Below are 25,433 nucleotides of genomic sequence, written 5' to 3'. Positions count from 1 at the left end.
AGGAGCGTCAGAAGGCTCCGCAGTTCGACGGTGCGGGCTCACCGCGCAGTCGCGCTTCGATGTACGCGACGGATTCGGGCAGTCCGCCGATCATCGGCACCGCGTGGTTGATGACGAAGCCGGGCAGGATCGGCGGCGTCGTGTTGGGCAGGAACTGCACCGTCGCGCCCTTGTCGCACCAGTCCAGCGCCAGCTGACGGCCCTGACCGTAGGGGACCGTGTCGTCCTGCGTGCCGTGCTGGAGCAGGACGGGCACGGCCGGCGTGCGGTTGCCGATGCGCTGCTCCGCGAGGATCTTCTGGACCTGCGGCAGGCGGTCGAGCACGACGTCGAGGGGCTCACCCGTGCGGGTGTAATCGCTGGTGCGCTGGAACGCGAAGTTCGCGACCGTCTCCGGGACGCACTGGTTCGCCACGGCGGCCAGCATCTCGCGGCCGCGGTCGCTGACCTCGGCATCGATCTCGTCGCGGATCTCCGGGTAGGCGTCGCCCAGGCCGTTGATCGTGTACCCGATGGCACCGGTGAGCAGCGTGCCGTCGATCTGCTTCAGCGTGGCCACCAGGTCGGCGGGCGGAGCACCCACGTAGGCGCCGACGAGGTTCAGTTCGGGGGCGTACTCGGGTGCGAGCTCGGCCGCAGCGCCCGACGCGCCGCCGCCCTGCGAGTAACCGAAGAGGCCGACCGGGCTGTTCTCGGTCACCGACGCGTTCTCGAGCTTCAGCGCCGCACGCACCGAGTCGAGCACCGCGTGCGCCTCGGCGGCGCGGTTCACGTAGGTGTGGTGCCCCGGCGTACCGAGACCGTCGTAGTCGGTGACGACCACGGCGATGCCGCGCAGCAACAGCGCGTTGATCGACAGCACCTCGTACTCGGTGAAGAAGTCGAGGGGCGGGTTGTAGTTCACGAGCGCCCCGAGATTGCGGGACGGCGCGCACTGGTCACCCTGACCGTGGGTGCCGATGGCCAGCGCGACGAGCGGCCGGTCGCCGGGACCGTTCCACGGCGTCGACGGCTCGATGTAGGTGCCGCTCACCGCGTTGGGCGCGCCCTTGGCGTCGTTGCTGCGATACAGCAGCTTGGTGCCCTGACCGGGGAAGACGCCTTCGGCGACCGGCGCGCGCAGCGCCAGGTCGGACGGTGCCGTGCGCAGGACGTCGCCGGGAGCACCCATCGGCAGCGGTTCCGGCGGGAGATAGAAGTCCGTCTCGGCTCCCGCTGTCGTCGCGGTTCCGAGAAGCCCGCCCACGAGGACCGTCGACGTCACTGCCGCGGCCATCCACTTCCGAGCACGCCCCACCATGTTGTTCCTCCACCTGGATCCACCGGAGCCGTGTGCCCCTCGTCACGGCGGTACGGACTGTAACACGTACTTACCGGAAAGTAAGGTCGGCACTTCCCTCCCTGTCTGCCACAATCGTTCTTCGCGCCCGAAGCGGTGCATTTGTCCGGCGCACCCGGAGCGAGTCGGGTCCTCGGCAGCAAGACGGACGAGCAGCCTCTCGAGGAAGGGAAGACATGGCGATCGGTGTCGGCCTCCGGATCGGGCGAGTCGTGTCCACGGCGGTCATCGCATCCAACGAACCCGGCACTCCCGACCCTGTCGTCCTCGCCCGCGACTCCGTCCTGCACGTCGACCACGACGGCAACACGTCGCTCGGCAGCGTGGCGCACGGGGACGAAGCACGCACGATCGCGGGCTTCCTCACGCGGGTCGGCGACGCCTCGGGCATCACCGCGAGCGACGGTCGCATGTACCGCGCCGAGGACGCGATGGCTACTGCCATCCACTGCCTGCTGCGGGAGTGCCACCCGCTGCCGACCTTCGGCGGCATGGACCGCGACAGCGATCCCGGCTACGCCGCGACCTACCCGTCGCACTGGGATCCGGACACCATCGCGACATTGCGCGCGGCCCTGGACTACGCGGATCTGCGACACGTCGACCTCGTGTCCGACGCACAGGCGGCCGCCGCCTGGTACGCCTCCGAGATATCCGAGACCCCAGGACAGCTCGTGGGGGTCTTTCATCTCGACGACGGCGGCTCGACCGTCACCCTCGTACGTTCGGGCGTGCCCGCCGGCAAGGCTTACCGCACCCCCGCTCAGGGCGCTCCGTCCCCGGCGGCCCAACTCGCCACGGCCCTCGGATCGTTCGGCTGGATGCCCGACAATCTCGAGGCCGTCGTCGTCATGGGCGACGGTCTCGTCGCCCGCGACCGCACCCACATCCAGGAGATCGCGAACAGCCTCGCCACGAAGCTCACGGTGCGCAGCCTCGTCGGGCCGGGCCCGGAACAGACCGCGGCGCTCGGCGCGGCGATCCTCGCGGCCGGGTTCACCCCGGCACGCGAGACCAACAAGACCCGGATCGGGCTGCCGCCCTCCTATGACGAAACCGACGTCCTCACCGGCGGTCTCGCGCGACTGCGCGAACTCGAGGAGCGGCGTGTCGAGGCCGAGAACTTCGTGGACGCACGCGGCGCCGCGGAGGAGTCCGCACCCGTTCCCGTTCTCACCGCCGACACCGAGGAGGAGAGCGGCAGCGGCGGCAACACGAGAACGGTGGTCATCGGGGTCGTCGCCGTTCTCGTGTTGATCGCGCTCGTTGCCGGCGTGCTGCTCTGACTACTGCCCCGCTCGCTCCGCGGGGGTGCGGTCGGGAGCGGGTACCGCGGCGAGCGCGGCAGCGTCCTCGTCGCCGAAACGTTCCTCGAGCACCGCGGGAGCGAAATCGAGATCGATCTCCTCGAGCGGACGTCCGCGCGCGGATTCGATTGCGCCGAGCCGCCTCTGGGCACGGTCTGCCGCGTAGGAGATGAATTCGTCGTTGTCGAGACCGTAGGGCTGTTCGTCGAACTGCTCGTTCTGCCACTGGATCATGCCGGTCGCGAGGGGAAGCAGTTCCTCCATCCGCTGCAGCACGACGTTCCAGTTCGAATCGTCCGCTGCCACATGCCGTCTACAGGTGAACGTGCCCCAGGCCATGTGCCGGCGCTCGTCGGAGCCGATGCGCCGGATGATCTCCTGCATGCCCGGCAGGATCCCGAACTTCGTGCACACCTTCTGCCACGCGTAGTACCCCGTCAGCGCGAGGCTGCCTTCGATGACGTGGTTGTAGGTGACGCTCGCGCGGACCTGGTTGGCCGGCGACGGATCACGATCGAGGACGCGGAGGCTGTGCGGTAGTTCCTCGTAGAACAGCTTCCGGTAGTAGGGATTCTCGGCGACGAAGGGATGCAGGTCGGATGTGAGTCCCACGGTGTCCATCCAGCGACGGAACACCTGGACGTGCTTGGCCTCCTCGTAGCAGAACTGCGTCAGGTACATCTCGTCGCCCAGCCGCCCTTCCGCCTCCATCGCGCGGAGGAACGGAAGGATGTCCTGCGTGACGGCCTCCTCACCGGCGACGAACAACGCGACCAGATAGGTCGAACTGCGGCGCTGCTCGGAGTTGAGCGAGGCCCAGTCGTCGGCGTCGTGGGAGAAGTCGATGTCCATCGGGTCCCAATGTGCTGCGTTGCCCTTCGCGAAGAGACGCAGCGGGAAGGCGTCCCAGTTCAGACCGCCTTCCCGCAGCGACGCGAAGCCTTGACGTATCTGTGTAATCTCGGTCACACAATCGAGGCTAGACCTCGATCCCACATCCGTCGCGGACTTGTCTCAGACACCCAGCAGGACGTCACCGGGATACCCGTCGGGACCGAAGCCCGGCGGGAGGAGGAAGACGGCCGACCCGATCGGGGTGATCCACGGATTCAGCGCGTCGTGCTCGGCGAGGCGCTGCTGCACCGGGACGAACTGACGCTCCACGTCCACCTGGTAGGCGGCGAACAGCAGTCCGACGCCGTCCTGGTCGTCGTAGTTGTACCCCCGTCGCAGGAACTGCTCGTCGCCGGTGCGGGGACGTGCCCGCGCGACGTGTGATTCCGGTGGGATCACCGGGATGCCGAACCGGTCGGTCGCCTCGAAATCGGCGTCGTCGTGTTCCTCCGAACCCGTCAGGGGAGCACCGTTCGACAGTCGCCGGCCGACCGCGAGCTCGCGAGCCGGACGGTCCAGCTCGTCCCACGTGTCGAGTTCCATGCGGATCCGGCGCAGCACGAGCGAGGTGCCGCCGGCCATCCACGGCGGGTCGCCCGGATTCCACACCTGCCGGTCGAAGTCCGGGCTGTGCGGGACGGGATTGACGGTGCCGTCGACCTGCCCCATGAGGTTGCGCATCGTCGACCCGTCGGGCCGCGTGCCGGCCGCACGCCGAAATCCGCGCTGGATCCAGCGGACCGTCGCCAGCGAGCGCACACTCCTGGTGAGTGTGCGCACCGCGTGCGAGACGGTCACCGGGTCGTCGGCGCAGACCTGCAACAGCAGGTCGCCGCCCGACCATCGTTCCTCGAGCCGGTCGATCGGGAAGGCCGGCAGCGGCTTCAGCCACGCCGGTCGCCGGTCGGTCAGACCAGCGGCGTCGAAGACCGCGGGACCGTAGCCGACGGTGACCGTCAGCCGGGCCGGGTCGACGGCGAGTTCGGGTTCGGTGTCGCCCAGCGCGGGCATGCCGGTGGTGAGGCGCCGGGCGTCCTCGGCCCACACCCGCATGATCCCGACGAGCCCGTCACGATCGACACCGTCGGCGAGGTCCAGTGCCACGAACGACGCGAACGACTGCGCGGGGGTGTCGATACCGGCCTGATGAGCGCCGTGGATCTCCACGGTCCGCGCGCCGATCGGTTCGGGGATGCGGGACGCGACCGCCGTCCCGCCACCGACCGCGCCGAGTCCCGCGGCACCCAGTGCTGCGACACCGCCACCGAGCAGAGCGCGTCGGGTGAACCTAGCCATCGTGCGCCGCTCCGTCGGCCGGCACGTATTCCTCCTGCGCTCCGGCGAAGTCGCGGACCTGGGCGGTGAACTCCTCGGTGGAACCGTCCGCGAACTCGAGCGTGAAGCTCACCGTGCTGCCGGGCCTCAGAGGTTCGGCGAGGTCCATGAGCATGAGGTGATCACCGCCGGGAGCGAGGGTGTGGGTGGTCCCGGCAGGAACGACGAGCCCGTCGCCCATCTCCTGCATGACCATCGAGGTGCCCTCCGCGGACGCCATCTCGTGAAGTTCGGTGGAGGCGGACGAGGGGCTGGACGCGCCCACGATGTGCACGTCGCCGCTTCCGGTGTTCTCGATCTCGGCGAAGGCTCCGGTCATCCCGGTGTCGGAGGCCTTCACCCAGGCATCGGCGACGACGACGGCATCCGCCGAGGTCGTGGTGGTCTCGGATCCGCAGGCGGTCGCGAACAGTGCGGTGGCGACGGCGACGCTCACGGTGCAGAGCAGGGTCTTCTTCATGATTCTCCGTGGATCGGTGGCGGCATACGGGCACGCCGAACGAACGGTCGTCGAGAGACGACCGAATGAGGGACCTAGCGGAGAACTGCGGGTGGCCCGCGACTTCCCACCCCGCCGACGAGCAGGACCCCCGGGCCCACACGGGGCCGGTGGGCGATGCGGGTGGGTTCCGCGACGGCCACGGGCAGCGCGCGGAACAGCTCGGGGACCATCCGGTGCAAGGCCGCGAGCGCCACCTCGCAGCCCTTCTCGGCGCCGCGCAGGAGCAGAGCCGCCACGGCGACCGCGGCGACGTGGGCGACGAGCATCCCGGCTGTCGGGGTGTGCAGATGGCCGTCGTGCAGTCCGAGCACGAGGTGCCCTGTCACCTGAGCGAGGACGAGGAGCAGCGGCACCGGAAGGCGGGTCTCCGCGGCGAGCAGACCGGAGGCGACAGCCGAACCGGCGAGGAACACCAGCACGTCCTGATGCGGCACGGCACCGCCCGCGACGGCGTGCGCGGCGATGCTCAGGGTGACCGAAATTGCGCCCACGAAGACCGCGCGCATGCGCCTCACGGTCTCCACGTCGACGGCCATGGGGTCAGAATACTTCTCTCACCTGCAATTACTACCTAATGTAGTAACCGTCACGTAAAGATGCCGACAGCATGTCGGTAAGATATCGACGTGCCGTCGAGAAGATCGAGGGTACCTGTCCGGTCCAGCCCACGAAGGACTCCGCATGTTTCTTGCCCTGCGCGAACTGTGGTTCGCGCGTACCCGCTTCCTGTTGATGGGCGCCGTCGTCGCGCTCATCTCGATCCTCATGGTCATCCTGTCCGGCCTGTCGTCCGGCCTCGTCGTCGACGGTGTCTCCGCCCTGCAGCGCACACCCGTCCAGGCGTTCGCCTTCGCCGAGGGGACCAAGACCGACTCCGCGTTCTCCCGATCCGTGGTCACGGAGGACCAGGCCGACGCCTGGCGTGCCCGCCCGGACGTCGCCCGGGCCGAACTGTTCGGCAACACCATCGTCAACGCCAAGACCGACAGTGGGGTCCCCGTCGACCTCACCCTGTTCGGCATCCGGCCGGGCTCGTTCCTCGAACCCTCGGTCGCCGAGGGGACACCGATCGGCGGTGACACCGACGTCGTCCTCAGCGACAGCGCCCGCGACACCGGCGTCGAACTCGGCGACACCATCGTCATCGATCGTCTCGGCACCCGGTTGAACGTCGTCGGCTTCACCTCCGACAAGCGCACCTTCGGACACGTCGACGTCGCCTACCTGCCACTGAACACCTGGCAGGAGATCCACGCCGGCGTCCGCCTCGGTGAGCAGGTCCCCCCGAGCGCGTACACCGAAGCCAGCGTGGTCGCGATCGAGGGCCTCGGCGGAACGCTGCCCGACCTCGCCGCCGGCGACGCCGAGGCCGGTACGGCCGCGAAGACCCTCGAGGAATCGTTCGACGCCTCCCCCGGCTACAGCGCCGAGATGATGACGATGTCGATGATCATCGCGTTCCTCTACGCGATCTCCGCCCTCGTCGTCGGAGCGTTCTTCACGATCTGGACGGTGCAGCGCAGCCGGGAGATCGCCGTGCTCCGCGCGATGGGTGCCTCCACCGGCTTCCTCCTGCGGGACTCGCTCCTGCAGGCCGTGATCGTGCTCGTCGGCTCCGTGGCCGTGGGTGTGCTCATCGGCCTCGGTCTCGGATCGGGCCTCGAAGGCAGCGGTATGCCGTTCGTCCTCGAGTCCGGGCCGATCGTGCAGGGCGCCGTCCTGCTCGTCGTCCTCGGTCTCGTCGGCGCCGCCCTCGCCGTGGCCCGCATCGTCCGCGTCGACCCGCTCGCAGCACTGGGAGAGAACCGATGACCGTCACCACCACCACGGGCCTGAACCTGGCCGACGTCTGCCTGTCATTCGGCGACGGTGACAGCACGGTCCACGCCCTCGACCACGTCGATCTGGACGTCGCGCCGGGTGAACTCGTCGCGATCGTCGGCCCGTCCGGCGCCGGCAAGTCGAGCCTGCTGGCGGTCGCGGGTGGGCTGAGCCGACCCACCTCCGGCACTGTGAAGGTCGACGGGATCGACCTGACCGAGCTCGACCGGAAGGCCACCACGAAGCTGCGGCGCGAACGCATCGGTTTCGTGTTCCAGTCCGGCAATCTTCTCCCCGCCCTCACGGCGCGCGATCAGCTGCTCCTCGTCGAGAAGATCACCGGACGGCACGGGCGGAACCCCACCGAACTGCTCGCGTCGGTAGGCATGGAGCACCGCGCCGACCGCAGGCCCGGACAGCTCTCGGGTGGTGAGCGTCAGCGGGTCGGCATCGCACGGGCCCTGATGGCCGAACCGTCGTTGTTGCTCGTCGACGAACCCACCGCGGCGCTCGATCGCACACGCAGCCACGAGGTCGTCGAACTGCTGGCACGGGAAACCCACACCAGTGGAGTGGCTACGATCATGGTCACCCACGACCACGAAGTCCTGCGGCACTGCGACCGCGTGCTGGAGATGGTCGACGGAAGACTTCGACCACACGACTGAGTGATCGACAGCTGAACGAGGAGGGCCGGCGGTGCCGAAGATTTCCGCAGCGACGGTCGCGGAGCATCGCGCCGCGCAGCGCCGTGCCCTCCTCGACGCAGCGCTCGAACTCCTCGCCGAGACGCCGGAACAGGCGCCTTCCCTCGGCGACGTCGCCCGTCGTGCCGGACTGGCACGGTCGAGCGTCTACAACTACTTCGATTCCCGCGACGACCTGTTGCGCGCGGTCGTCGTCGACCTGTTCCCCCGCTGGAACAAGCGTGTGGTCGAGGCGATGGACACGGTCTCCGATCCGACCGAGCGGGTGCTGACGTACATCGACGTCAACCTGCAGCTTGTCGCGGAGGGAGAACACGCGATCGTCGGTGCTCTCGCCACCTTCACACCCCAGGCGTTCAGCGACGAGAGCATGCACGCGATGCACCAGGATCTGGTCCTCCCCCTCGTCGAGGCACTACGCGCCCGAGGAGTCGCGGATCCCGAACTCGACGCCGAACTCGTCACCGCCCTCGTGCACAAGGGCACGGAACTGATCGAATCCGGCCGCAAGCTCGACGAGGTGCGTTCCTCGATCCGCAGGGTTCTCACCACCGCGCTCTCCTGATGTTTCACGTGAAACGGACCGTCGATTCGGGACCGTTCACGATCACCTCGGGATGCCAAGCTCCCGGAGGGGGGCACCACCGTCGACGAACAGGCGCGCATCCGGCCGTGTCGCCGCCGCGATCCGCTCCAGAGCGAGCCTGCCGGCTTCGGGATGCCGACCGTCGAGTGCACCGACCCTGATCGCGAAGACGAGGTCGAACGGCTCCTCCCCCTCCCCTACGACGAAGGCCTCGATGGTGACGCAGCGCGCACTCAGCCGCCTCGACGCGATGAGGTCGCCGGACGAGGAGATCAGTTGGTCGATCGCCGTGCGGGAGCGGTCGACGGCGAGGATGTGCCCGGTGGTCAGCCGTTCGGCGACGGCCCGTGCTGCGGCACCGGGACCGCAGCCGATCTCCAGCACACGCAGGTGCGGCTCGAGCGGTAGCGCGGCGACGATCGCGGCGAGTCGCGGAGAGAGGCGGGGTGTCACCCTTCGAGTGTGGAATGTGGGCACACGGGCCGGGGAAGCAACAGAGAAAGGGCGCTTCCGAAAGATCGGAAAACGCCCTCTACCTCGATATTTACTTGTGGAGCCTAGGAGATTCGAACTCCTGACATCTGCCTTGCAAAGGCAGCGCTCTACCAACTGAGCTAAGGCCCCGTCCGCCGCGTCAGCGACTGGGAACCGCGTGCCATTCGTCTTCGCTCCGAAGCATGCGAGCGATTCCGAGAACGATCAGAATCCCGGTTCCCACGAGCGCGAGAACCCTCATTCCGATCATCCTTCCGGCACGGGAGTGGGCCTAGGAGGACTTGAACCTCCGACCTCTTCGTTATCAGCGAAGCGCTCTAACCGCCTGAGCTATAGGCCCTCGAACCGAGATGGAACACTACCCCACCGGGGCCGCCGGAAACAAATCGCCTCGGCGGGGCAGCGTTCCTGCAGGTCAATCCGGGTCTGCGAGGGTGGCCTGGACGCCGCCCACGAGATCGGTGCAGAGGTTGTAGATGAACGCACCGAGGGTCGCGAGAGCCGTCAGCAGCACCGTGTTGGCGATGCCGATGATCGTCGCGTAGCCGAACACCTGGCCGGCCGAGACGAGCGCACCGCTACCGGCGTCGGAGACGATGTCGGTGAATGCACTGTTGAGGCGTTCCCACACCCCCATGCCGGCCAGCACGCCGTAGAGCAGGCCGACCGCGATCATCCACACGAAGAACAACGACACCGAGATCACCGACGAGATCTTCAGCATCGACCAGGGATCGATACGGCGGATCTGCACGGTGGCCCGCAGCGGTCCGGCGGCGGGGATCGCCGTGGGAACCGCGGTGGTGGTGGGAGCGTTCACCTGCGGGGTCTCCCCCGTGCTCGGCGAACCGGTCGACGGATGCTTCACCGCGGACAGATCCGGCAGGTCCTTGACGAGATCCTTGCGTTCGATGTGCCGCGTCGGGCCGTCGATGACCGCGGACTTCGCCTTCGCCGCAGCAGCCCGGTCGCCCGCCCCGCGCGCGGCGTCTCCGCTACCGGCCGGGCGAGCTCCTCCGGCGGCCTTGGGAGCCGCTGTGCCGGTCACGACGGGACGCGTCGACGGCGCCGAACCTCCGGCCGCAGGGCCCTTGGCCGAGGCCGCAGCAGGGCGCTGAGGCGCTCCGCCCTGCTTGGACAGACCCGGACCCACACCCGGAACGTTCGTCTGCGGAGCGTTCTGCGGAGAGCCCGACTGCGCCGACGCCGCTCCCCGCTGCCAGGGAGGGGTCGGGCCGCCGGAGCGGGGCATCTGTGCGGTGCGCTGCTGACCTGTGGCCGGCTGATCGGCCGCAGCCGACCCGTTCTTACCGTCCGAGGAGGCACCACCGGACTTCTGGGAGCCGCCCTGAGCAGGCGTGTCCTGCGCCGCCTTCGCCGTCTGCTCGGCGGCCTTCCGGCCTGCTGCCGGCTGCTGGTCGGCCGAACCCTGCACGGGTGCCGGGTCCACTGCTCCCGCTGCGGGAGCGGACGAACCCTGCGCCGGTGCCCCAGGAGCCTGCGAAGGCTGTGCCGGGGACGACTGCGACGACCGGTTCTCCGGTGCCGGTTTCTGCTCCGAGGCCGGGCCCTGCTGCGTGCCCGTGTTCTCGGGCTTCACCTCGTTCTCTGTACGGTCCTCCGGCTTCCGACCGGGTTGCCCGCGATCGGCCCCGTTCGGTCCCTGGGGAGTGCTCACTTACGACTCCTTAGCTCCGGCTGCGTCGGCTTCGTCCGGCTCGTCGGCGTTGCGCGCGATCGCGAGCAATGTATCGCCCTCGGCCAGGTTCATGAGCCGCACGCCCTTGGTCTGACGGCCTGCCTTGCGCACCTGCTTCGCCGCAGTGCGGATGACACCGCCGCTCGAGGTGATGGCGTACAACTCGTCGTCGTCCTCGACGATGCGCGCCCCGACCAGGTTGCCACGCTTGCGGTCGTACTGGATGGTCAGAACACCCTTACCGCCGCGACCCTGGACCGGGTAGTCCTCCATCGGGGTGCGCTTGGCGTAACCACCCGAGGTCGCGACCAGCAGGTAGGTGCCCTCCTTGACGACGTTGAGCGAGAGCAGCTTGTCCTCGCCGTTGAACCGCATGCCCTGCACACCGGAGGTCGCGCGGCCCATCGGACGCAGCGCCTCATCGGTGGCGGAGAAACGGATCGACTGGCCCTGCTGCGAGACGAGCAGCAGATCGTCCTCGGCGGAGCACAGCACCGCGCCGACGAGCTCGTCGTCGCCGCGCAGGTTGATCGCGACGATGCCACCCGAACGGTTGGAGTCGAAGTCGGACAGGCGCGACTTCTTGACCAGGCCGTTGCGGGTCGCGAGCACCAGGTAGGGAGCATCCTCGTAGGTCTTGAGGCGGATGACGCCCTGGATACGCTCATCGGGCTGGAAGGCCAGCAGGTTCGCGACGTGCTGACCACGCGCCGTGCGGTTCGCCTCGGGCAGCTCGTACGCCTTCGCGCGGTAGACGCGACCCTTCGTCGTGAAGAACAGCAGCCAGTCGTGCGTGGACGTCACGAAGAAGTGCTTGACGATGTCGTCCTGCTTGAGCTCGGCACCCTTGACGCCCTTGCCGCCGCGCTTCTGCGAGCGGTACAGGTCGGTGCGCGTGCGCTTGGCGTAACCGGTCTCGGTGATGGTGACGACGACGTCCTCGCGTGCGATGAGGTCCTCGTCGTTGACATCGCCGTCGGCCGCGACGAGCCGCGTGCGACGCTCGTCGCCGTACTTGTCGACGATCTCCTTCAGCTCGTCGCGGACGATGGCGCGCTGCCGCTCCGGACGGGCCAGGATGTCCTTGTAGTCCTCGATCTCGCGCTCGATCTCGGCGAGGTCGTCGACGATCTTCTGACGCTCTAGGGCAGCGAGGCGACGCAGCTGCATCGCCAGGATGGCGTCGGCCTGGATCTCGTCGACCGTGAGCAGCTCGATCAGGCCGGCGCGCGCGATGTCGACGGTCTGCGACGCGCGGATGAGCGCGATGACCTCGTCGAGCGCGTCGAGGGCTTTGACCAGGCCGCGCAGGATGTGGGCGCGTTCCTCGGCCTTGCGCAGCAGGTACCGCGTACGCCGGACGATGACCTCGATCTGGTGGTTGACGTACAACCGGATCATCTGGTCGAGGCGCAGCGTGCGCGGCACTCCGTCGACGATCGACAGCATGTTGCAGCCGAAGCTCGTCTGCAGCTGCGTGTGCTTGTAGAGATTGTTGAGAACCACCTTGGCCACCGCGTCGCGGCGGACGGTGACGACGATGCGCATGCCCACGCGGTCGGACGACTCGTCGTGGATGTCGGAGATGCCCGCGATCTTGCCGTCGCGGACCTGCTCGGCGATCGACGTGATGAGGTTGTCCGGGTTGACCATGTAGGGCAGCTCGGTGATGACGATGCTGGTGCGGCTCTTGGAGTCCTCTTCGATCTCCACGACGCCGCGCATCTTCACCGATCCGCGACCGGTCGTGTAGGCATCGTGGATGCCCTGCGAGCCGGTGATCAGGCCGGCGGTCGGGAAGTCCGGTCCCTTGATCCGTTCCATGACCGCGGCGAGGGTGGTCTCCTCGTCGGCCTCGAAGTTCTCGAGCGCCCAGTAGATGGCTTCCGCCACCTCGCCGAGATTGTGCGGCGGGATGTTGGTGGCCATACCGACCGCGATACCGCCCGAACCGTTGATCAACAGGTTGGGGATACGGCTGGGGAGAACCGTCGGTTCCTGCGTGCGGCCGTCGTAGTTCGGCTGGAAATCGACCGTCTCGTGGTCGATCTCCCGCAGCATCTCCATCGCGAGCGGCGTGAGCCGGCACTCGGTGTACCGCATGGCGGCGGCGCCGTCGTTGCCGCGGGAACCGAAGTTGCCCTGGCCGTCGACGAGCGGATAACGCATCGACCACGGCTGCGCCAGACGCACGAGCGTGTCGTAGATCGACGCGTCGCCGTGCGGGTGGTAGTTGCCCATGGTCTCGGCGACCGCGCGCGCCGACTTCACGTACCCGCGATCGGGACGGAAGCCGTTGTCGAACATCGCGTAGAGCACGCGACGGTGCACCGGTTTGAGACCGTCACGCACGTCGGGCAGAGCACGGCCCACGATCACGCTCATCGCGTAATCGATGTAGCTGCTCTGCATCTCCTGCTGGATGTCGACGGGCTCGATGCGGTCGTGCCCCGGCCCCTCCGGAGGCAACGTGGTGTCGGTCATGAGCTCCTTCTTCTACTCGGCTCGCACGCCCGGCTCCGGCCTTCGGCCCGACGGACGTCTCGCAACCACACGAGTCTATAGGTGCAGGTCAGACAATGCCGAGAAGGACAGGCACTTCACATGCCGAGATCCGTCCGGAACCGAGCTCTCACATGTGGGATCCGGTGACCGGGTCGCGGTCCACCTGCCGTTCGACCTCCGACGCCCACTGTTCGAGCCGGGCGTCGCGCACGGCGTCCTCCGGATCGGAGGCGAGCAGCAGTGCGGTGATCGGCACGGCCAGGACGATGATGCCGAGGACGAACGCCGGGAACAGCAGCGACATCACGGTCATGCCTTCGGGCGCGGGCATGCTCGGATCGAGGGTGACCCGCACGCCGGCCATGCCAGTGTAGTGCAGCGCCACGACCGCGCATCCCATGACGAAGGCCGCGACGACGCGGACCTCGAGACGCCGCGCGCGGCGAGCCAGCGCGAGCGCGGCGGTGGAGGCGACGACGCCGATGATCACCGACGCGATGACGTACCCCGTCTCGTGTTCGATCGTGCCGCGGATGTGGATGGCGAACATTCCGCTGTAGTGCATCATGCTCACGGCCGCGCCCATCAACAGACCGCCGATGAGCAACCGCACCGATTCGGGAATGCGGTGCTTGCTGACGTCGTGTACGTCGGCGATCCGCAGACCCACGAGGGTCGCGACGACGGCGAGCACGACGGAGAAGACCGTCGGTGCCAGTTCGTATCGGATGGTCGTACCCGGCACGGAGAAGCCCATCATGCCGATGAAATGCATGAGCCAGATACCCACGCCGCCGATGGACAACGACGCCATGAGGAGCCACCAGTTGCCGCTGCGCCGCGGCTCGTCGAGCGACCGCCGGACGCAGGACAATCCGACGAAGGAGCCCATCACGGCGGTGGCGTAGGAGAGGAAGAAAACCCACATCCCCATGGAGAAATGGTGTACGTCGTGCGACACGTGAGGTCCTCACAGCGGCGCGCTGTCACCACCGCGCTCGGAGGGCGCGCGCCACGACCTACCCGATGCGAGCTGCACCCCGACTTTCCAGCAGCGTAAGCGACCTTATCGCACTGTGGGGGTTCACATCACATCACCGTTTCACATGTCGCCCGTGGGGACGGGAGACCGGATCGGGACCCTCCTCACCGAGCCAGATCGCCACCTCCCGATCCTGCTCGAGGTCCTGGATGCTCGCCGATGCCATCAGAGCCACGACCGGCACCGCGAGCAGCGCGACACCGATGATGAATCCGGGGAACAGCAAGGTCATGATGGTCATTCCCTCCGGATTCGGAGCGGAAGGATCGACGGTCACCGCGATCCCGGCCATGCCCGTGTAGTGCAGTGCCACGACTGCACATCCCATGACGGCGGCGGCCGGGATCCGCACGGCCGGCCGTTCCGCGACCCGCGACAGCCACAACGCGACGATCGACGCGACGACACCGATCCCCACGGACGCCGCGACGTACGACCGCCCCTGCTCGAGTTCGCCCTGGATCCGCACCGCGGCCATGCCGCTGTAATGCATTCCGGCGACGGCGAAGCCCATGATGACGCCGCCGACGAGGAGCCGGACGTCCGACGGCAAGGCGCGGATCCACTGCACGTCGGTGTCGACGATCCGCAATCCGAACAGTGTGGCCGTCACGGCGAGCACGACCGACAGCAGCGTCAGCCCGAGGTCGTAACGGATCGCGGAACCGGGTACGTCGAAGCCCATCATCCCGATGAAGTGCATCAACCAGATTCCGACGCCCCCGATGGACAGGGCTGCCATGAGTGTCCATCGGGTCCGGGCGACCGACGTCCACGCGTTCGCAGCCTTGCGCGCGCAGGACAGGCCGGCATAGCACCCGACCGCGGACGTGATGTAGGAGAGAGCGAAAAGCCAACCGCCCATGGAGAAATGGTGAACCTCGTGCGACATGTTGCCCCCCAAGGAAGCGGCACGCACGGCGCATCGGTCCGTGTCGTGCCGAGTAGACCGACAGCGACCCCCGACGCTGCGCAGAAGGCTACTCCACTTCCGGGATTTCAACCAGATATTTTGGGTGACAACAAATTAGGACGATCTTCAGAAGATCCGACCGTCGACGGGCTCTGCCTGGCCGTCCGCCGCCCACCGCTCGGATTCCGCTTCCAGTTCCGCCGCAAGACGATCCGGGGCCTGGAGCACCAGGACGATCGGGACGGCCAGCAACAGCAGGCCGACGACGAAGAGCGGGAAGAGAATCGAGAAGACCTCGATCCCACCGGAGACCACTACCGCGGGGTCGATCTCCACACGGACCGACGCGGCGGCGAGGAAGTGCACCGCGATCACTGCGGCACCGGCCAAGGCGCTGCTCAACAGGCGCTTGGGCCACGTGTCCGCGGTCTTCACCTGGGCCAGGAAGCCCACGGCGGTCGCGATCGCCAAGCCCGCCGCCGCGGCAACCCAGAGGGGATCGAAGGTCAGCGAGCCCTGGATCCGCACCGAGGCGAGGACCGAGAACGGCACGCCCGCCAGGCCGGCGCCCAGCACGAGAGCACCCGTGACCGTCCGGACGAGGGTGGCGGGAGCGTTGTTCGGAATCGCGACGAACAGCGCCACGTACACCGACACCAGGGCGACGAGCATCGAGAACACGATGGTGACGGTGTCGTACCGCACCACGCTGTCCTCGACGTTGAAGCCCGCCATCGGCAGGAACATGGCGAGCCAGACACCCACGCCGCCGCTCACCAGCGCCGCGAGAATCATCCAGTACGAACGCAATCGGTCACTGGAGGTGGTGCGGACCCGCCGAGCACCGGTGACCCCGACGAACACCCCGATCGCCGAGGTCAGATAGGCGAGGACCGTGACCCACGAGCCCATCGTGAAGAGTTCGAGGCCCTCCCCCATTACTGGGTCACCGGCTGGTGCAGCTTCCGCAAGGCGTATTCGGTGACGGTGACCAGCGCCTGCTTCGCCGACTCACGGGCACGCGCATCGATGGACACGATCGGCACGTCCGCCGAGATCGCCATCGCCTGACGGATGTCCTCGAGCGGGTACCGGGGCGCATCGTCGAATTCGTTGATGGCGACGATGAACGGGAGATTGCGCGCTTCGAAGAAGTCGACGGCGGCGAAGCTCTCGTCCAGGCGACGCGTATCGATCAGCACGATCGCGCCGATGGCGCCGCGGATCAGGTCGTCCCACATGAACCAGAAGCGGTGCTGTCCGGGCGTGCCGAACAGGTAGAGGACGAGGTCGTCGGCCAGACTGATACGACCGAAGTCCATGGCGACCGTGGTGGTCGCCTTCTGCGGTGTCGCAGAGAGGTTGTCGACGCCGTCGCTGGCGTTCGTCACGAGCGCCTCGGTACGAAGCGGCACGATTTCCGACACCGCCCCGACCAGAGTCGTCTTACCGACGCCGAAGCCTCCGGCGATCACGATCTTGGTCGAGGTCACGCGCTTCGTGGCGTTAGAGTTCGCGAAGTCCACTGAGGACCCTTTCAATCAGCTCACGACGCTCCGCGTCGCTCGAATCGTCTTTCAGCGTGGCCAGGATCTGTACGTGTCCGGCTTCGACGAGATCGGCGACGAGCACGCGTGCCACGCCGATCGGCACCCCCACGCGCGCAGCGATCTCCGCGACGGAGGGTGATTCCTTGCACAGCTCCAGGATCGTGGCGTTGATGTTGTCCAGATCCCGGGACCGATCGTCGGTTCCCGGAATGGCCTGGATGAGCGCCTCCAACGCCAGTTCGACCGCAGGACTCGTACGTCCCGAAGTCAGGGAGTAGGGCCGGACCAGACTGGGCTGGTCCGGCACCGACTCCGGCTTCCGCGATTCCATGGCCACCTCGACGTCAGGACCCTAGACCGACCCGCGGGGTGGCTTCGACCGAAGCACCCACTCGATCGACCAGGAGCGCCATCTCGTAACCGACCTGTCCGATATCGCACTCGGAGGCGGTCAGAGCCGCCAGGTGCGAGCCGTCGCCGACGCTCATCAGCAGCAGGTAGCCGTGCTGCATCTCCACGACGGACTGCAGCACACCCCCACCGTCGAACAACTGCGACACACCGTTGGACAGGCTGGCCAGGCCCGAGGTCACCGCAGCGAGCTGCTCGGCACGATCCACCGGGAGGTGGGCGCTGGCGGCCATGAGCAGACCGTCGGCGGACACGAGCACGGCATGCGAGACACCCGGGACTTCGCGCGCGAAGTTGGAAACCAACCAGTCCAATGGACGAGCTGCGTCGGATCCATGATCAATATTCATCGAACTCCCTGTTCGTCGTTCTCGCGATTGCTGGAATTCGCCGAGGCGCGTCCGTTGCGGACACCCTGCTGATGGCGGCTCAAGTTGGCCCGGATGGCTTCCGGGTCTCGACGTCGAATGGTCCTCGGCAGCTCACCCGTTGCCGGTGCCCGAACGGCACCCGGCACCAGACGCTCGCCGGGAGCGCGCCGCGGAAGACCCGCGGTGGTGTGCTCCTCCACGGGGGCCTCGGTAGCACGCTGTGCGGCTTCCCAACCCGCGTCCGCCGCGGAGCGCCACTCCCGCTTCCTGCGGTCCTCCGGAAGGCTCGTCGGGTCGACGAGCCAGTCCGACATCATCGTGGTGAAGATCGGGGTGTTCGCCGGCTGCGGACGGGCCGACGCGAGGTCGGACCGCGGCTGGAAGAACGATGCCGTCTTCGCCGAGTTGGTCCGGTAGCGATGGCGTGCCGCCTGCTGCGCGTCGCTGTGCGGCGAGACGGAGCCACCATCGGCGATGCTCGGACCGGAGACCGCTGCAGCCGAATCGGGCTCGGAACCGTTGGTCGACGCAGCGGGCCGCTGAGGAAGCCCCGGCGTGCTGCCCGGCTGACGACGCGGCAGACCGGGCGTGCTGCCCGGACGGCGCTGCGGAAGACCCGACGAGGGTTCCTGCTGCCGGCGGTCCGCATCCTGCGCGGGTGCGCGCTGTGCATCCTGCGCGGGTGCGCGCTGTGCATCCTGCGCGGGTGCGCGCTGCGGCAGGTCGGGACGGTTCGGTGCGTCCGGCCGGTTCTGCGGAACGGACGGGGACGATCCGGAAGCCCGTCCCGGCAGGCCGGGAGTCGCGCCCGGCCGACGCTGCGGAAGACCGGGGGACGCGGGTCGCTGCGGCGGGGCGGGTGCACGATGTGCCGAACCCTGCTGGGGCTCACGGACCGGCAAGGACTGCGACTGCTGGGAGTCCGTCGGCGACAGACCCGGTGTGGTACCGGGACGACGCTGCGGAAGACCCGAAAGCCCTTCCCGGCGAGGTTGATCGGCGTCGGGTCGCGGCCCGGCACCGTTGCGGCCGTCGCCGTTGCGTCCGTCGAACGAGTGACCGCTGGTCTCGTCCGGCCCGCGCCGAGGACCGCGCGGAGGCAGCGACGACGCGAAGGCTGCGGCGGCATCCGGCTCGATCCGGCGCGGCTGCGGCGACCGGGGCGGCGTCGGGAGACCCGGCGTCTCGCCCGGCTGACGCGTGGGCAGACCCGGAGTTCCACCGGGGCGACGCTGCGGAAGACCCGACGGGCCGAACTCGCGGGATGCCTGTGGTGCCTGATTGTCGCGCGGCGACGGTGCCTGATTGTCGCGCGGCTGTCCCTGCGGCTCACGGGGCGGCGGTGCCTGGAACGACGCCGCGGACGGGGTGAACTCGTTCCGTCCCGCTTCGCGCTGCGGCTCGCCGCGTCGTTCGTCCTCGTAGGACGGCTCCGCATCCCGTGCAGCGGAAGCGGTCTCGTCGACATAGGTGGCGTAGCCGTTGTTCGCGTAGGCATCGTCGGATTCGTCCGCACGGACATCGTCGGCGGAGTCGACCGGCTGCGACGACGCGTACTCGTGCCGGTCGTCGGCCGCGGGCAGACCCTGCTGGGCGACGGGCGCCGAGAGCGCCTGCGGTGCCGAGTACTCCTCCGCCTCGATCTCGATGCGGGGCTGAGGACCGGTGTGCGACAACGCCAGCGGCGAGACCAGCAGGACGTCCGGGATATGGACGCTCGCGGTGATACCCGGGTTGCGCGCGGTGTCGAAGGTCGGGCGCAGGCGCACGGTGAGACCGTGCCGCTCGGCCAGTCGCGAGACCACGAACAGGCCCATGTGACGTGCGGTGTCGGGACCGACCTCGCCGCCCTTTGCGAGACGCTGGTTGATGGACTCGAGTTCGTCGGCCGGGATACCGATACCGCGGTCGGCGATCTCGACGAGCAGGCCGCCGTCGACGGCACGCGCGAAGCTGAAGGTGACGTTGCTGTCGGGCGGCGACGCGCGCAGCGAGTTGTCGACCAGCTCGGCGAGGAGATGCACGATGTCGGTCGCGACCGCGCCGCTGAGGGCACCGTCGGGAGTCGAACCGATCTGCACGCGCTGGTAGTCCTCGACCTCCGACATCGCGGCGCGCAGGATGTCGCCGAGCTGCACGGGCGCGGAGTGACCGCGGCGCATGCGGGTACCGGAGAGAATCAGCAGGTTGTCGCCGTTTCGGCGCATGCGCGCGGCGAGGTGGTCGAGGCGGAACAGGCTCTCGAGTCGGGCCGGATCCTTCTCCTCGTACTCGAGTCGTTCGATGAGGCCGAGCTGCTGCTCGACGAGCGACTTGGAGCGACGTGCGAGCGTCTCGAACATGTCGCTGATCTGCAGGCGGAGGTGCGCCTGCTCGCCGGCGAGGCGCAGTGCCTGCCCGTGCATGTCGTCGACGGCGCGGGCGAGCTGACCGATCTCCTCGGTGGTGTGCACCGGGACCCGGGTGAACTCGATGTCCTCGATGTTGTCGCCGACCTTGATGCGGTCGATGGCCTCGGGCAGCTCCTGCCGCGCAACCTTCAGCGTGCCGTAGCGCAGGCGGCGGATCGGGCCGACCAGCGAGCGGGACACGAGGAGTGCGAGCACGAGGGCCGCGAGCAGGGCCGCGAGCACGATCGCGGTGTCGCGGAGAGCGGCCGAGCGGGTTTCCGCGGCGCGGTCCTGAATCGTGGTGCTGACCTGCGTCGACGCCTCGTCGATAATCGTGCCGTAGATGTCGACACTGTTGAGCAGCGACGCGCGGATGTTGAGGATCGGGAGCGGACCGGAACCGGCCGCGTCGACCATGTCGGCACGCTCCTGGACGCCGGCTCGCAGTTCGGCGATCTGCTGGTCGGCCATCGGGTAGGAGCGGGCGAGCAGGTCGAGCATCGCGAGCTCGGCGCCGGAGGCGGACACCAGCGCGGTGCCCGGCTGGGTCGGGTCGGCGAGGAGCTGGAGCACACCGAGCACCTGACCGAACAGATAGCGCTGCGAGTACCAGGCGTTGATCAGCTGGTCGCCGTAGATGAGGATCTCGCGGTCGTCGACCTCGTCGAGAATCGCTTCGACGACGCGGTTCAGGCTGTCACGAACCTCGTTGGTGACAGCACTGATCTCTTCGACCGGAACCGGCCCGGCCTGCAGTTTCGTGTAGAGCGACTGCGCGGAGGCAGCAGTACGGCTCAGGTCGGCGGTGACCGCCGGATCGAGCTCGGGGTTCTCCGTGACGGAGGCGATGGTGCCGAAGGCGTCGCCGAGCGCGGCCATCTCCTCGGGAGTCACCGTCCCGGCGGCGGCACTCGCGGTGGCGGTCGCGAACGCCGTCGAGAACTCGACGATGTCCGGCACGGCCGCGACCTGATCGGCCGCGGACGAGAAGTGGACGGCGTTGCTGAGCTCGTTCTCGACACGAAGACCACCGAGGACCATTGCCACGGTCACGGGGACAGCGAGAACGGCGGTGACCTTCCTGCGAAGACCCCACCCCTCGATGTTCCACCACCGCTGCTGGGGCGGCGACTTGTCACTCATGGATTACAGCTCTCCTTCCACCCCGTCCGCGCCGGGCGACGAGCACCAGTCGGCACTGCACTCCGATGAGCGCGTTTTCGATCGAGTGCAGTCGAACGAGACGTTTCGGGTGAGGGCACCATATCGGGACATACAGCGGATACGGAAGAGTGAGTCCTTCCCGCACCCCGTGCTACCCCGGCCCCCTCTTCGGCAGCCACACGTACAAATGGCCGACTGGAGTGTACTCACGAGTAACGAAGAAGGCTAACGGCCCTTCCACGTTTCCGGTGCACGACATGCAAACCCCCGCTGTGATTTACGGCACAGCGGGGGTTTGCATGAAGATTCGGTCTCCGAGTCGAGCGGAACCGATGGCGATCAGACGTCGAGGAAGCGGACGTCCTTCGCATTGCGTGTGATGAAGCTGCGTCGTGCCGCGACGTCCTCACCCATCAGGACGCTGAACAGCTCGTCGGCGGCAGCGGCGTCGTCGAGGGTCACCTGACGGAGGATGCGGACGCTCGGATCCATGGTGGTCTCCCACAGCTCCTTGGCGTTCATCTCACCGAGGCCCTTGTAACGCTGGATGCCGTCGTCCTTGTTGATCTTCTTGCCGGACTTCAGACCTGCCTCGAGCAGGGCGTCGCGTTCGCGGTCGGAGTACGCGAACTCCGGCTCGGTGCGCTGCCACTTGAGCTTGTACAGCGGCGGCTGCGCCAGGAAGACGTGGCCTTCCTCGACCAGCGGCCGCATGAAGCGGAAGAGCAGCGTGAGCAGCAGCGTCGCGATGTGCTGACCGTCGACGTCGGCGTCGGCCATCAGGACGATCTTGTGGTACCGCAGCTTCGAGATGTCGAATTCCTCGTGGATGCCGGTACCGAACGCCGTGATGATCGACTGGACCTCGGCGTTCTTGAGGACCTTGTCGATGCGGGCCTTCTCGACGTTGATGATCTTGCCGCGCAACGGAAGGATCGCCTGATACATCGAGTCGCGACCCGACTTGGCGGAGCCACCTGCGGAGTCGCCCTCCACGATGTAGATCTCGCACTTGCTCGGATCCTTCGACCGGCAGTCGGCGAGCTTGCCGGGCAGACCACCGATGTCGGTCGCGCTCTTACGGCGGACGAGCTCGCGCGCCTTACGGGCAGCGACACGCGCGTGCGCCGACGACACCGCCTTGGTGACGATCGTCTTCGCATCGGCCGGGTTCGCCTCGAACCAGTGCGAGATGTGCTCGTTGCACGCCTTCTGCACGAAGGATTTCACCTCGGTGTTGCCGAGCTTGGTCTTCGTCTGGCCCTCGAACTGCGGCTCGGCGACCTTGACGGAGATGATGGCCGCGAGACCCTCGCGGATGTCGTCGCCCGTGAGGTTCGGGTCCTTGTCCTTGAGGAGCTTCTTGTCCTTCGCGTACCGGTTGACGACCGTGGTCAGCGCCGCACGGAAGCCTTCCTCGTGCGTACCACCCTCGTGGGTGTTGATGGTGTTGGCGAAGGTGTGGACGGATTCGGAGTAACCCGAGTTCCACTGCATCGCGACCTCGAGTTCGTGGCCCGTGCCCTTGGCGGTGAACCCGACGACAGAGTTGTGGATGGGCGACTTCGTGCGGTTGATGTGACGCACGTAGTCCTCGAGACCACCGGGGTAGTGGTAGGTGCGGACCTTGACCTTGTGGACCTCGGGCTCGGCGGCCTCGACGGCCTCGTCCTCGGCGGTCTTGGGAGCCTCGGCGGTCTCCGGGACGTCCTCGTCGGTGACCTCTTCGGGCGCGACCCGCTCGTCGGTGAGGGTGATGGTCAGTCCCTTGTTGAGGAACGCCATCTCCTGCAGGCGACGCGCAACGGTCTCGAAGTTGAACGTCGTGGTCTCGAAGATGTCCGGGTCCGGCCAGAACCGAACGGTGGTTCCGGTGCGCTTGGTCGGCTCACCCTTGACCAGTTCACCGGGCTTGGAGTTCGTGTACGTCTGGTCCCAGTGGTATCCGTCGCGGTCGATCGCGACCTCGAGAGTTGTGGACAGCGCGTTCACCACGGAGATACCGACACCGTGCAGACCGCCCGAGACGGCGTACGCATCGGAGTCGAACTTGCCACCGGCGTGGAGCTGGGTGAGGACGACCTCGACGGTGGGCACACCCGAGGCGTGCATGGCGACGGGGATACCGCGACCGTCGTCGACGACCTGGACGCCGCCGTCGGCGAGGAGGGTGACCTCGACCTTCGACGCGTAACCGGCCATGGCCTCGTCGACGGAGTTGTCGACGACCTCCCAGATCAGGTGGTGCAGGCCACGTTCTCCGGTGGAACCGATGTACATACCGGGGCGCTTGCGCACCGCCTCGAGACCCTCGAGGACGGTGATGGACGACGCACCGTACTCGTTCTTGTTGTTGTTCGATTTCTGGGCAGCCACGGGTGGGTAGCTCTCCTTCTCCGATCGGCCCCGCGCACGCGCGCGACGCATTCCTGTCCATCCTACGTGCCCGCGAGCCTTGTGCCGGGGTGGACACGAAAGCGGGCGTTCCGCACCGCTGACGTCCCCGTAGCGGCCCCTTTTCGACCCGGACAGCGTGATTTCCTACACGCTCCGATTTTCGCCCCTCGTACGGCCCGGGAGCGAGCTCGGGATCACCCGTAGGTGTCGCGCGGTCCGCGGCCGCGGATGTGGCGTTCGCCCTTCCGCCAGCTCGGAGCCGTCGGGCCGGTGATCCGCAGTTCCTTGACCACCCCGTGCCCCACGGCCGCGGCGATCTTGGCGAGGATCTGCGACTGCATCATCCGCAGCTGCGTCGCCCAGGCCGTCGACTCGGCCGAGACGTGCAGGATCCCGTCGCGCAGCGTGGTCGGCTGGGCATGACTCGCGATGTCGTCGCCGACGACCCGCGCCCAACTCCCCATGACGGTGCCCTCGGACACGTGCGCCGACCAGCCCCGCTGCTTGGACAGCGACTGCGCGAGCGAACCGAGTGTCTGGGGATCGCGGTCGTCCGGACCGGGCCCCGACCAGCCGCGACGTCGTCGTTTCGGGCGCAGCGGGCCGCGCGACGCGCGTCCCTGGCCGACGGCCTTACCGCTCGCCTTGGCGGCAGCTCGAGCCTCCTCGAGCGCGCGGCGGGCCAGATCGATGCCCTTCAGCTCCGGCTCGTCCGCGCTGCGCTCCGGCCCGGCACCGCGTTCGTGACCTGCCTGTTCGTCGTTCATCCGACCTCCCCGGTGATCGGGTCCGTCTCCCGTTGCACCGATCCCAGCACAGAGATACGACCTTCTTCGGTGTCCTCGGCATGCACGGGGAATCGGGCGCCGTTCAGTTCGGCCGGCACGTCCTCCGGCACGGCCGCCGTGATCAGCACCTGTTCGGCCGTCGTGGCGACCTCGGCGAGGGCGGAGCGGCGCCGTCGGTCGAGTTCGGCGAAGACGTCGTCGAGCATGAGAACGGGATCGGTGCCGTCGGTGCGCAACAGGGCGAACGCGCCGAGCCGCAGGGCGAGCGCGAACGACCACGACTCGCCGTGGCTCGCATAGCCTTTCGCGGGCTCGGCACCGAGCATCAGGTCGAGATCGTCGCGGTGGGGTCCGACGAGGCAGACGCCGCGTTCGATCTCCTTCGACCGCACCTCCGCGAGGCGGTGGAGGAAGACGGTCTCGAGAAACTCCCGATCGTCCGACGCCGGCGTCCGGGCCGGGTCGGAGAACTCGGGCGGCAGTGCGTCGGCCAGGCTGCTGCGATAACGCAGGCTCGCCGGACGGGACTCGGGCGCGATCGACCGGTACGCCTCGGACACGTGCGGGGCCAGTTCGTGCAGCAACGCGATGCGCGCGGCGAGCAGCTCGGCTCCGTGGGCCGCGAGATGGCCGTCCCACACGTCGAGGGTCGCCAGAGCACTCGCCCCGTCGCTCGAGCGACTCCCGCGCCGCAGCGCTCCCCCCGCGGTCTTGAGCAGGGCGGATCGCTGGCGCAGCACCTTGTCGTAGTCGGCCCGCACCCCGCTCATCCGCGGGAAACGCGTGCTGAGCAGTTCGTCGAGAAACCGCCGGCGATCGCCCGGGTCGCCGCGCACGAGCGACAGATCCTCCGGGGCGAAGAGCACCGTGCGGAGGATGCCGAGGATCTCTCGAGGACGCCGGGCCGGCGACTGGTTGATCCGCGCCCGGTTCTGCTTGCCCTCGTTGATCTCGATGTCGATACCGAGCTCACGACCGTTGTTGACGACCAGCGCCCCGGCGAACGCCCGCGACGTGCCGGCCCGCAGCAGCGGGCCGTCGGAGGACACCCGGTGCGACGAGAGCGTCGACAGATATCCGAGGGCCTCGAGCAGGTTGGTCTTCCCGTGTCCGTTGCGCCCGACGAAGACCGTCGCCCCCGGAGTGAGGTCGGCGGAAACCGTTCTCCACGAACGGAAGTCGCGCAGCGAGAAGGTGCGAACGTACACGGCTTTCCA

At 68.0% G+C, this 25,433-nt stretch carries 22 protein-coding genes and 2 tRNA genes; 4 read left to right on the top strand and 20 right to left on the bottom strand.

The window, feature by feature from the left end:
- Positions 1–7 precede the first annotated feature (7 nt).
- Positions 8–1,300: an alpha/beta fold hydrolase gene (locus ACWPOC_RS02150; RefSeq protein WP_455407930.1), complete on the bottom strand. Its 1,293-nt coding sequence runs from the start codon at positions 1,298–1,300 to the stop codon at positions 8–10.
- Between the two features lie 215 nt (positions 1,301–1,515).
- Between ACWPOC_RS02150 and ACWPOC_RS02145 the strand changes: the two genes are divergently transcribed.
- Positions 1,516–2,625: a hypothetical protein gene (locus tag ACWPOC_RS02145; protein WP_455407929.1), complete on the top strand. Its 1,110-nt coding sequence runs from the start codon at positions 1,516–1,518 to the stop codon at positions 2,623–2,625.
- Here the strand turns inward: ACWPOC_RS02145 and ACWPOC_RS02140 are convergent, their stop codons facing one another.
- The 4 genes from ACWPOC_RS02140 to ACWPOC_RS02125 all read right to left on the bottom strand — a co-directional run bounded on the left by ACWPOC_RS02140 (position 2,626) and on the right by ACWPOC_RS02125 (position 5,913).
- Positions 2,626–3,615, bottom strand: coding sequence for a R2-like ligand-binding oxidase (locus ACWPOC_RS02140; protein WP_455407928.1), 990 nt, complete (start codon positions 3,613–3,615; stop codon positions 2,626–2,628).
- A 45-nt stretch (positions 3,616–3,660) separates the two neighbouring features.
- Positions 3,661–4,836, bottom strand: coding sequence for a Dyp-type peroxidase (locus tag ACWPOC_RS02135; protein ID WP_455407927.1), 1,176 nt, complete (start codon positions 4,834–4,836; stop codon positions 3,661–3,663).
- The gene (locus ACWPOC_RS02130; RefSeq protein WP_277370645.1) at positions 4,829–5,335 is read right to left on the bottom strand and encodes a copper chaperone PCu(A)C; all 507 of its coding nucleotides are present in this window, start codon (positions 5,333–5,335) and stop codon (positions 4,829–4,831) included. Before ACWPOC_RS02130 ends, ACWPOC_RS02135 begins: the two co-directional genes overlap by 8 nt.
- 74 nt (positions 5,336–5,409) lie before the next feature.
- Complete coding sequence (locus ACWPOC_RS02125) at positions 5,410–5,913, bottom strand: hypothetical protein (protein WP_277370644.1); 504 nt, start codon at positions 5,911–5,913, stop codon at positions 5,410–5,412.
- Positions 5,914–6,058: 145 nt separating this feature from the next.
- Between ACWPOC_RS02125 and ACWPOC_RS02120 the strand changes: the two genes are divergently transcribed.
- The 3 genes from ACWPOC_RS02120 to ACWPOC_RS02110 are packed head-to-tail and all read left to right on the top strand — an operon-like array spanning position 6,059 to position 8,470.
- Positions 6,059–7,189, top strand: coding sequence for an FtsX-like permease family protein (locus tag ACWPOC_RS02120; RefSeq protein ID WP_455407926.1), 1,131 nt, complete (start codon positions 6,059–6,061; stop codon positions 7,187–7,189).
- Positions 7,186–7,866, top strand: a complete 681-nt coding sequence (locus ACWPOC_RS02115; RefSeq protein WP_455407925.1) for an ABC transporter ATP-binding protein — start codon at positions 7,186–7,188, stop codon at positions 7,864–7,866. The genes ACWPOC_RS02120 and ACWPOC_RS02115 overlap by 4 nt, the downstream gene beginning before the upstream one ends.
- 31 nt (positions 7,867–7,897) lie before the next feature.
- Positions 7,898–8,470: a TetR/AcrR family transcriptional regulator gene (locus tag ACWPOC_RS02110; protein WP_455407924.1), complete on the top strand. Its 573-nt coding sequence runs from the start codon at positions 7,898–7,900 to the stop codon at positions 8,468–8,470.
- 42 nt (positions 8,471–8,512) lie between these two features.
- On the opposite strand, the gene ACWPOC_RS02105 is transcribed toward ACWPOC_RS02110, so the two are convergent.
- The 15 genes from ACWPOC_RS02105 to recF form a co-directional block, all read right to left on the bottom strand.
- A complete protein-coding gene (locus ACWPOC_RS02105; protein WP_455407923.1) occupies positions 8,513–8,944 on the bottom strand; it encodes an SAM-dependent methyltransferase in 432 nt (143 codons plus the stop codon).
- Positions 8,945–9,042: 98 nt separating this feature from the next.
- Positions 9,043–9,115, bottom strand: a tRNA-Ala gene (locus ACWPOC_RS02100).
- Between the two features lie 137 nt (positions 9,116–9,252).
- Positions 9,253–9,326 (bottom strand) — tRNA-Ile (locus tag ACWPOC_RS02095).
- Positions 9,327–9,401: 75 nt separating this feature from the next.
- The gene (locus ACWPOC_RS02090; protein WP_455407922.1) at positions 9,402–10,664 is read right to left on the bottom strand and encodes a DUF3566 domain-containing protein; all 1,263 of its coding nucleotides are present in this window, start codon (positions 10,662–10,664) and stop codon (positions 9,402–9,404) included.
- Positions 10,665–13,169 (bottom strand): DNA gyrase subunit A, encoded by a 2,505-nt coding sequence (gene gyrA / locus ACWPOC_RS02085; protein ID WP_455407921.1) that lies wholly within the window; start codon positions 13,167–13,169, stop codon positions 10,665–10,667.
- A 148-nt stretch (positions 13,170–13,317) separates the two neighbouring features.
- On the bottom strand, positions 13,318–14,124 hold the full coding sequence (locus ACWPOC_RS02080; protein ID WP_225623680.1) for an MHYT domain-containing protein: 807 nt from the start codon (positions 14,122–14,124) through the stop codon (positions 13,318–13,320).
- 160 nt (positions 14,125–14,284) lie between these two features.
- On the bottom strand, positions 14,285–15,124 hold the full coding sequence (locus tag ACWPOC_RS02075) for an MHYT domain-containing protein (protein ID WP_120280948.1): 840 nt from the start codon (positions 15,122–15,124) through the stop codon (positions 14,285–14,287).
- A gap of 147 nt (positions 15,125–15,271) precedes the next feature.
- Positions 15,272–16,084: an MHYT domain-containing protein gene (locus ACWPOC_RS02070; RefSeq protein WP_120280947.1), complete on the bottom strand. Its 813-nt coding sequence runs from the start codon at positions 16,082–16,084 to the stop codon at positions 15,272–15,274.
- The gene (locus ACWPOC_RS02065) at positions 16,084–16,638 is read right to left on the bottom strand and encodes a GTP-binding protein (protein ID WP_016691076.1); all 555 of its coding nucleotides are present in this window, start codon (positions 16,636–16,638) and stop codon (positions 16,084–16,086) included. The genes ACWPOC_RS02070 and ACWPOC_RS02065 overlap by 1 nt, the downstream gene beginning before the upstream one ends.
- 13 nt (positions 16,639–16,651) lie before the next feature.
- Positions 16,652–17,026 carry a DUF742 domain-containing protein gene (locus tag ACWPOC_RS02060; protein ID WP_006550918.1) on the bottom strand — a complete coding sequence of 125 codons (375 nt, stop codon included), beginning with the start codon at positions 17,024–17,026 and terminating at the stop codon, positions 16,652–16,654.
- 13 nt (positions 17,027–17,039) lie between these two features.
- Positions 17,040–17,456, bottom strand: a complete 417-nt coding sequence (locus ACWPOC_RS02055; RefSeq protein ID WP_006550917.1) for a roadblock/LC7 domain-containing protein — start codon at positions 17,454–17,456, stop codon at positions 17,040–17,042.
- Positions 17,453–21,010: an ATP-binding protein gene (locus tag ACWPOC_RS02050; protein ID WP_455407920.1), complete on the bottom strand. Its 3,558-nt coding sequence runs from the start codon at positions 21,008–21,010 to the stop codon at positions 17,453–17,455. Before ACWPOC_RS02050 ends, ACWPOC_RS02055 begins: the two co-directional genes overlap by 4 nt.
- A 360-nt stretch (positions 21,011–21,370) precedes the next feature.
- Positions 21,371–23,407 (bottom strand): DNA topoisomerase (ATP-hydrolyzing) subunit B, encoded by a 2,037-nt coding sequence (gene gyrB, locus ACWPOC_RS02045; protein ID WP_120280945.1) that lies wholly within the window; start codon positions 23,405–23,407, stop codon positions 21,371–21,373.
- Positions 23,408–23,622: 215 nt separating this feature from the next.
- Complete coding sequence (locus ACWPOC_RS02040; RefSeq protein ID WP_230789334.1) at positions 23,623–24,195, bottom strand: DUF721 family protein; 573 nt, start codon at positions 24,193–24,195, stop codon at positions 23,623–23,625.
- On the bottom strand, positions 24,192–25,424 hold the full coding sequence (gene recF / locus ACWPOC_RS02035; RefSeq protein ID WP_230789331.1) for a DNA replication/repair protein RecF: 1,233 nt from the start codon (positions 25,422–25,424) through the stop codon (positions 24,192–24,194). Before recF ends, ACWPOC_RS02040 begins: the two co-directional genes overlap by 4 nt.
- Between the last annotated feature and the right edge of the window lie 9 nt (positions 25,425–25,433).

The sequence above is a fragment of the Rhodococcus sp. 5G237 genome (assembly GCF_053764735.1).
Note: the sequence above shows the minus strand (reverse complement) of the source record. Positions and strands in the feature narration are given on the sequence as shown.

Coding starts and splice junctions, on each gene's coding strand:
- ACWPOC_RS02060 (WP_006550918.1), bottom strand. CDS start 17,026: ATGGAATCGCGGAAGCCGGAGTCGGTGCCGGACCAGCCCAGTCTGGTC.
- ACWPOC_RS02040 (WP_230789334.1), bottom strand. CDS start 24,195: ATGAACGACGAACAGGCAGGTCACGAACGCGGTGCCGGGCCGGAGCGC.
- ACWPOC_RS02125 (WP_277370644.1), bottom strand. CDS start 5,913: ATGGCCGTCGACGTGGAGACCGTGAGGCGCATGCGCGCGGTCTTCGTG.
- ACWPOC_RS02130 (WP_277370645.1), bottom strand. CDS start 5,335: ATGAAGAAGACCCTGCTCTGCACCGTGAGCGTCGCCGTCGCCACCGCA.
- ACWPOC_RS02135 (WP_455407927.1), bottom strand. CDS start 4,836: ATGGCTAGGTTCACCCGACGCGCTCTGCTCGGTGGCGGTGTCGCAGCA.
- ACWPOC_RS02115 (WP_455407925.1), top strand. CDS start 7,186: ATGACCGTCACCACCACCACGGGCCTGAACCTGGCCGACGTCTGCCTG.
- gyrA (WP_455407921.1), bottom strand. CDS start 13,169: ATGACCGACACCACGTTGCCTCCGGAGGGGCCGGGGCACGACCGCATC.
- ACWPOC_RS02050 (WP_455407920.1), bottom strand. CDS start 21,010: ATGAGTGACAAGTCGCCGCCCCAGCAGCGGTGGTGGAACATCGAGGGG.
- ACWPOC_RS02070 (WP_120280947.1), bottom strand. CDS start 16,084: ATGGGGGAGGGCCTCGAACTCTTCACGATGGGCTCGTGGGTCACGGTC.
- ACWPOC_RS02150 (WP_455407930.1), bottom strand. CDS start 1,300: ATGGTGGGGCGTGCTCGGAAGTGGATGGCCGCGGCAGTGACGTCGACG.
- ACWPOC_RS02145 (WP_455407929.1), top strand. CDS start 1,516: ATGGCGATCGGTGTCGGCCTCCGGATCGGGCGAGTCGTGTCCACGGCG.
- ACWPOC_RS02055 (WP_006550917.1), bottom strand. CDS start 17,456: ATGAATATTGATCATGGATCCGACGCAGCTCGTCCATTGGACTGGTTG.
- ACWPOC_RS02080 (WP_225623680.1), bottom strand. CDS start 14,124: ATGGGGATGTGGGTTTTCTTCCTCTCCTACGCCACCGCCGTGATGGGC.
- ACWPOC_RS02120 (WP_455407926.1), top strand. CDS start 6,059: ATGTTTCTTGCCCTGCGCGAACTGTGGTTCGCGCGTACCCGCTTCCTG.
- ACWPOC_RS02075 (WP_120280948.1), bottom strand. CDS start 15,124: ATGTCGCACGAGGTTCACCATTTCTCCATGGGCGGTTGGCTTTTCGCT.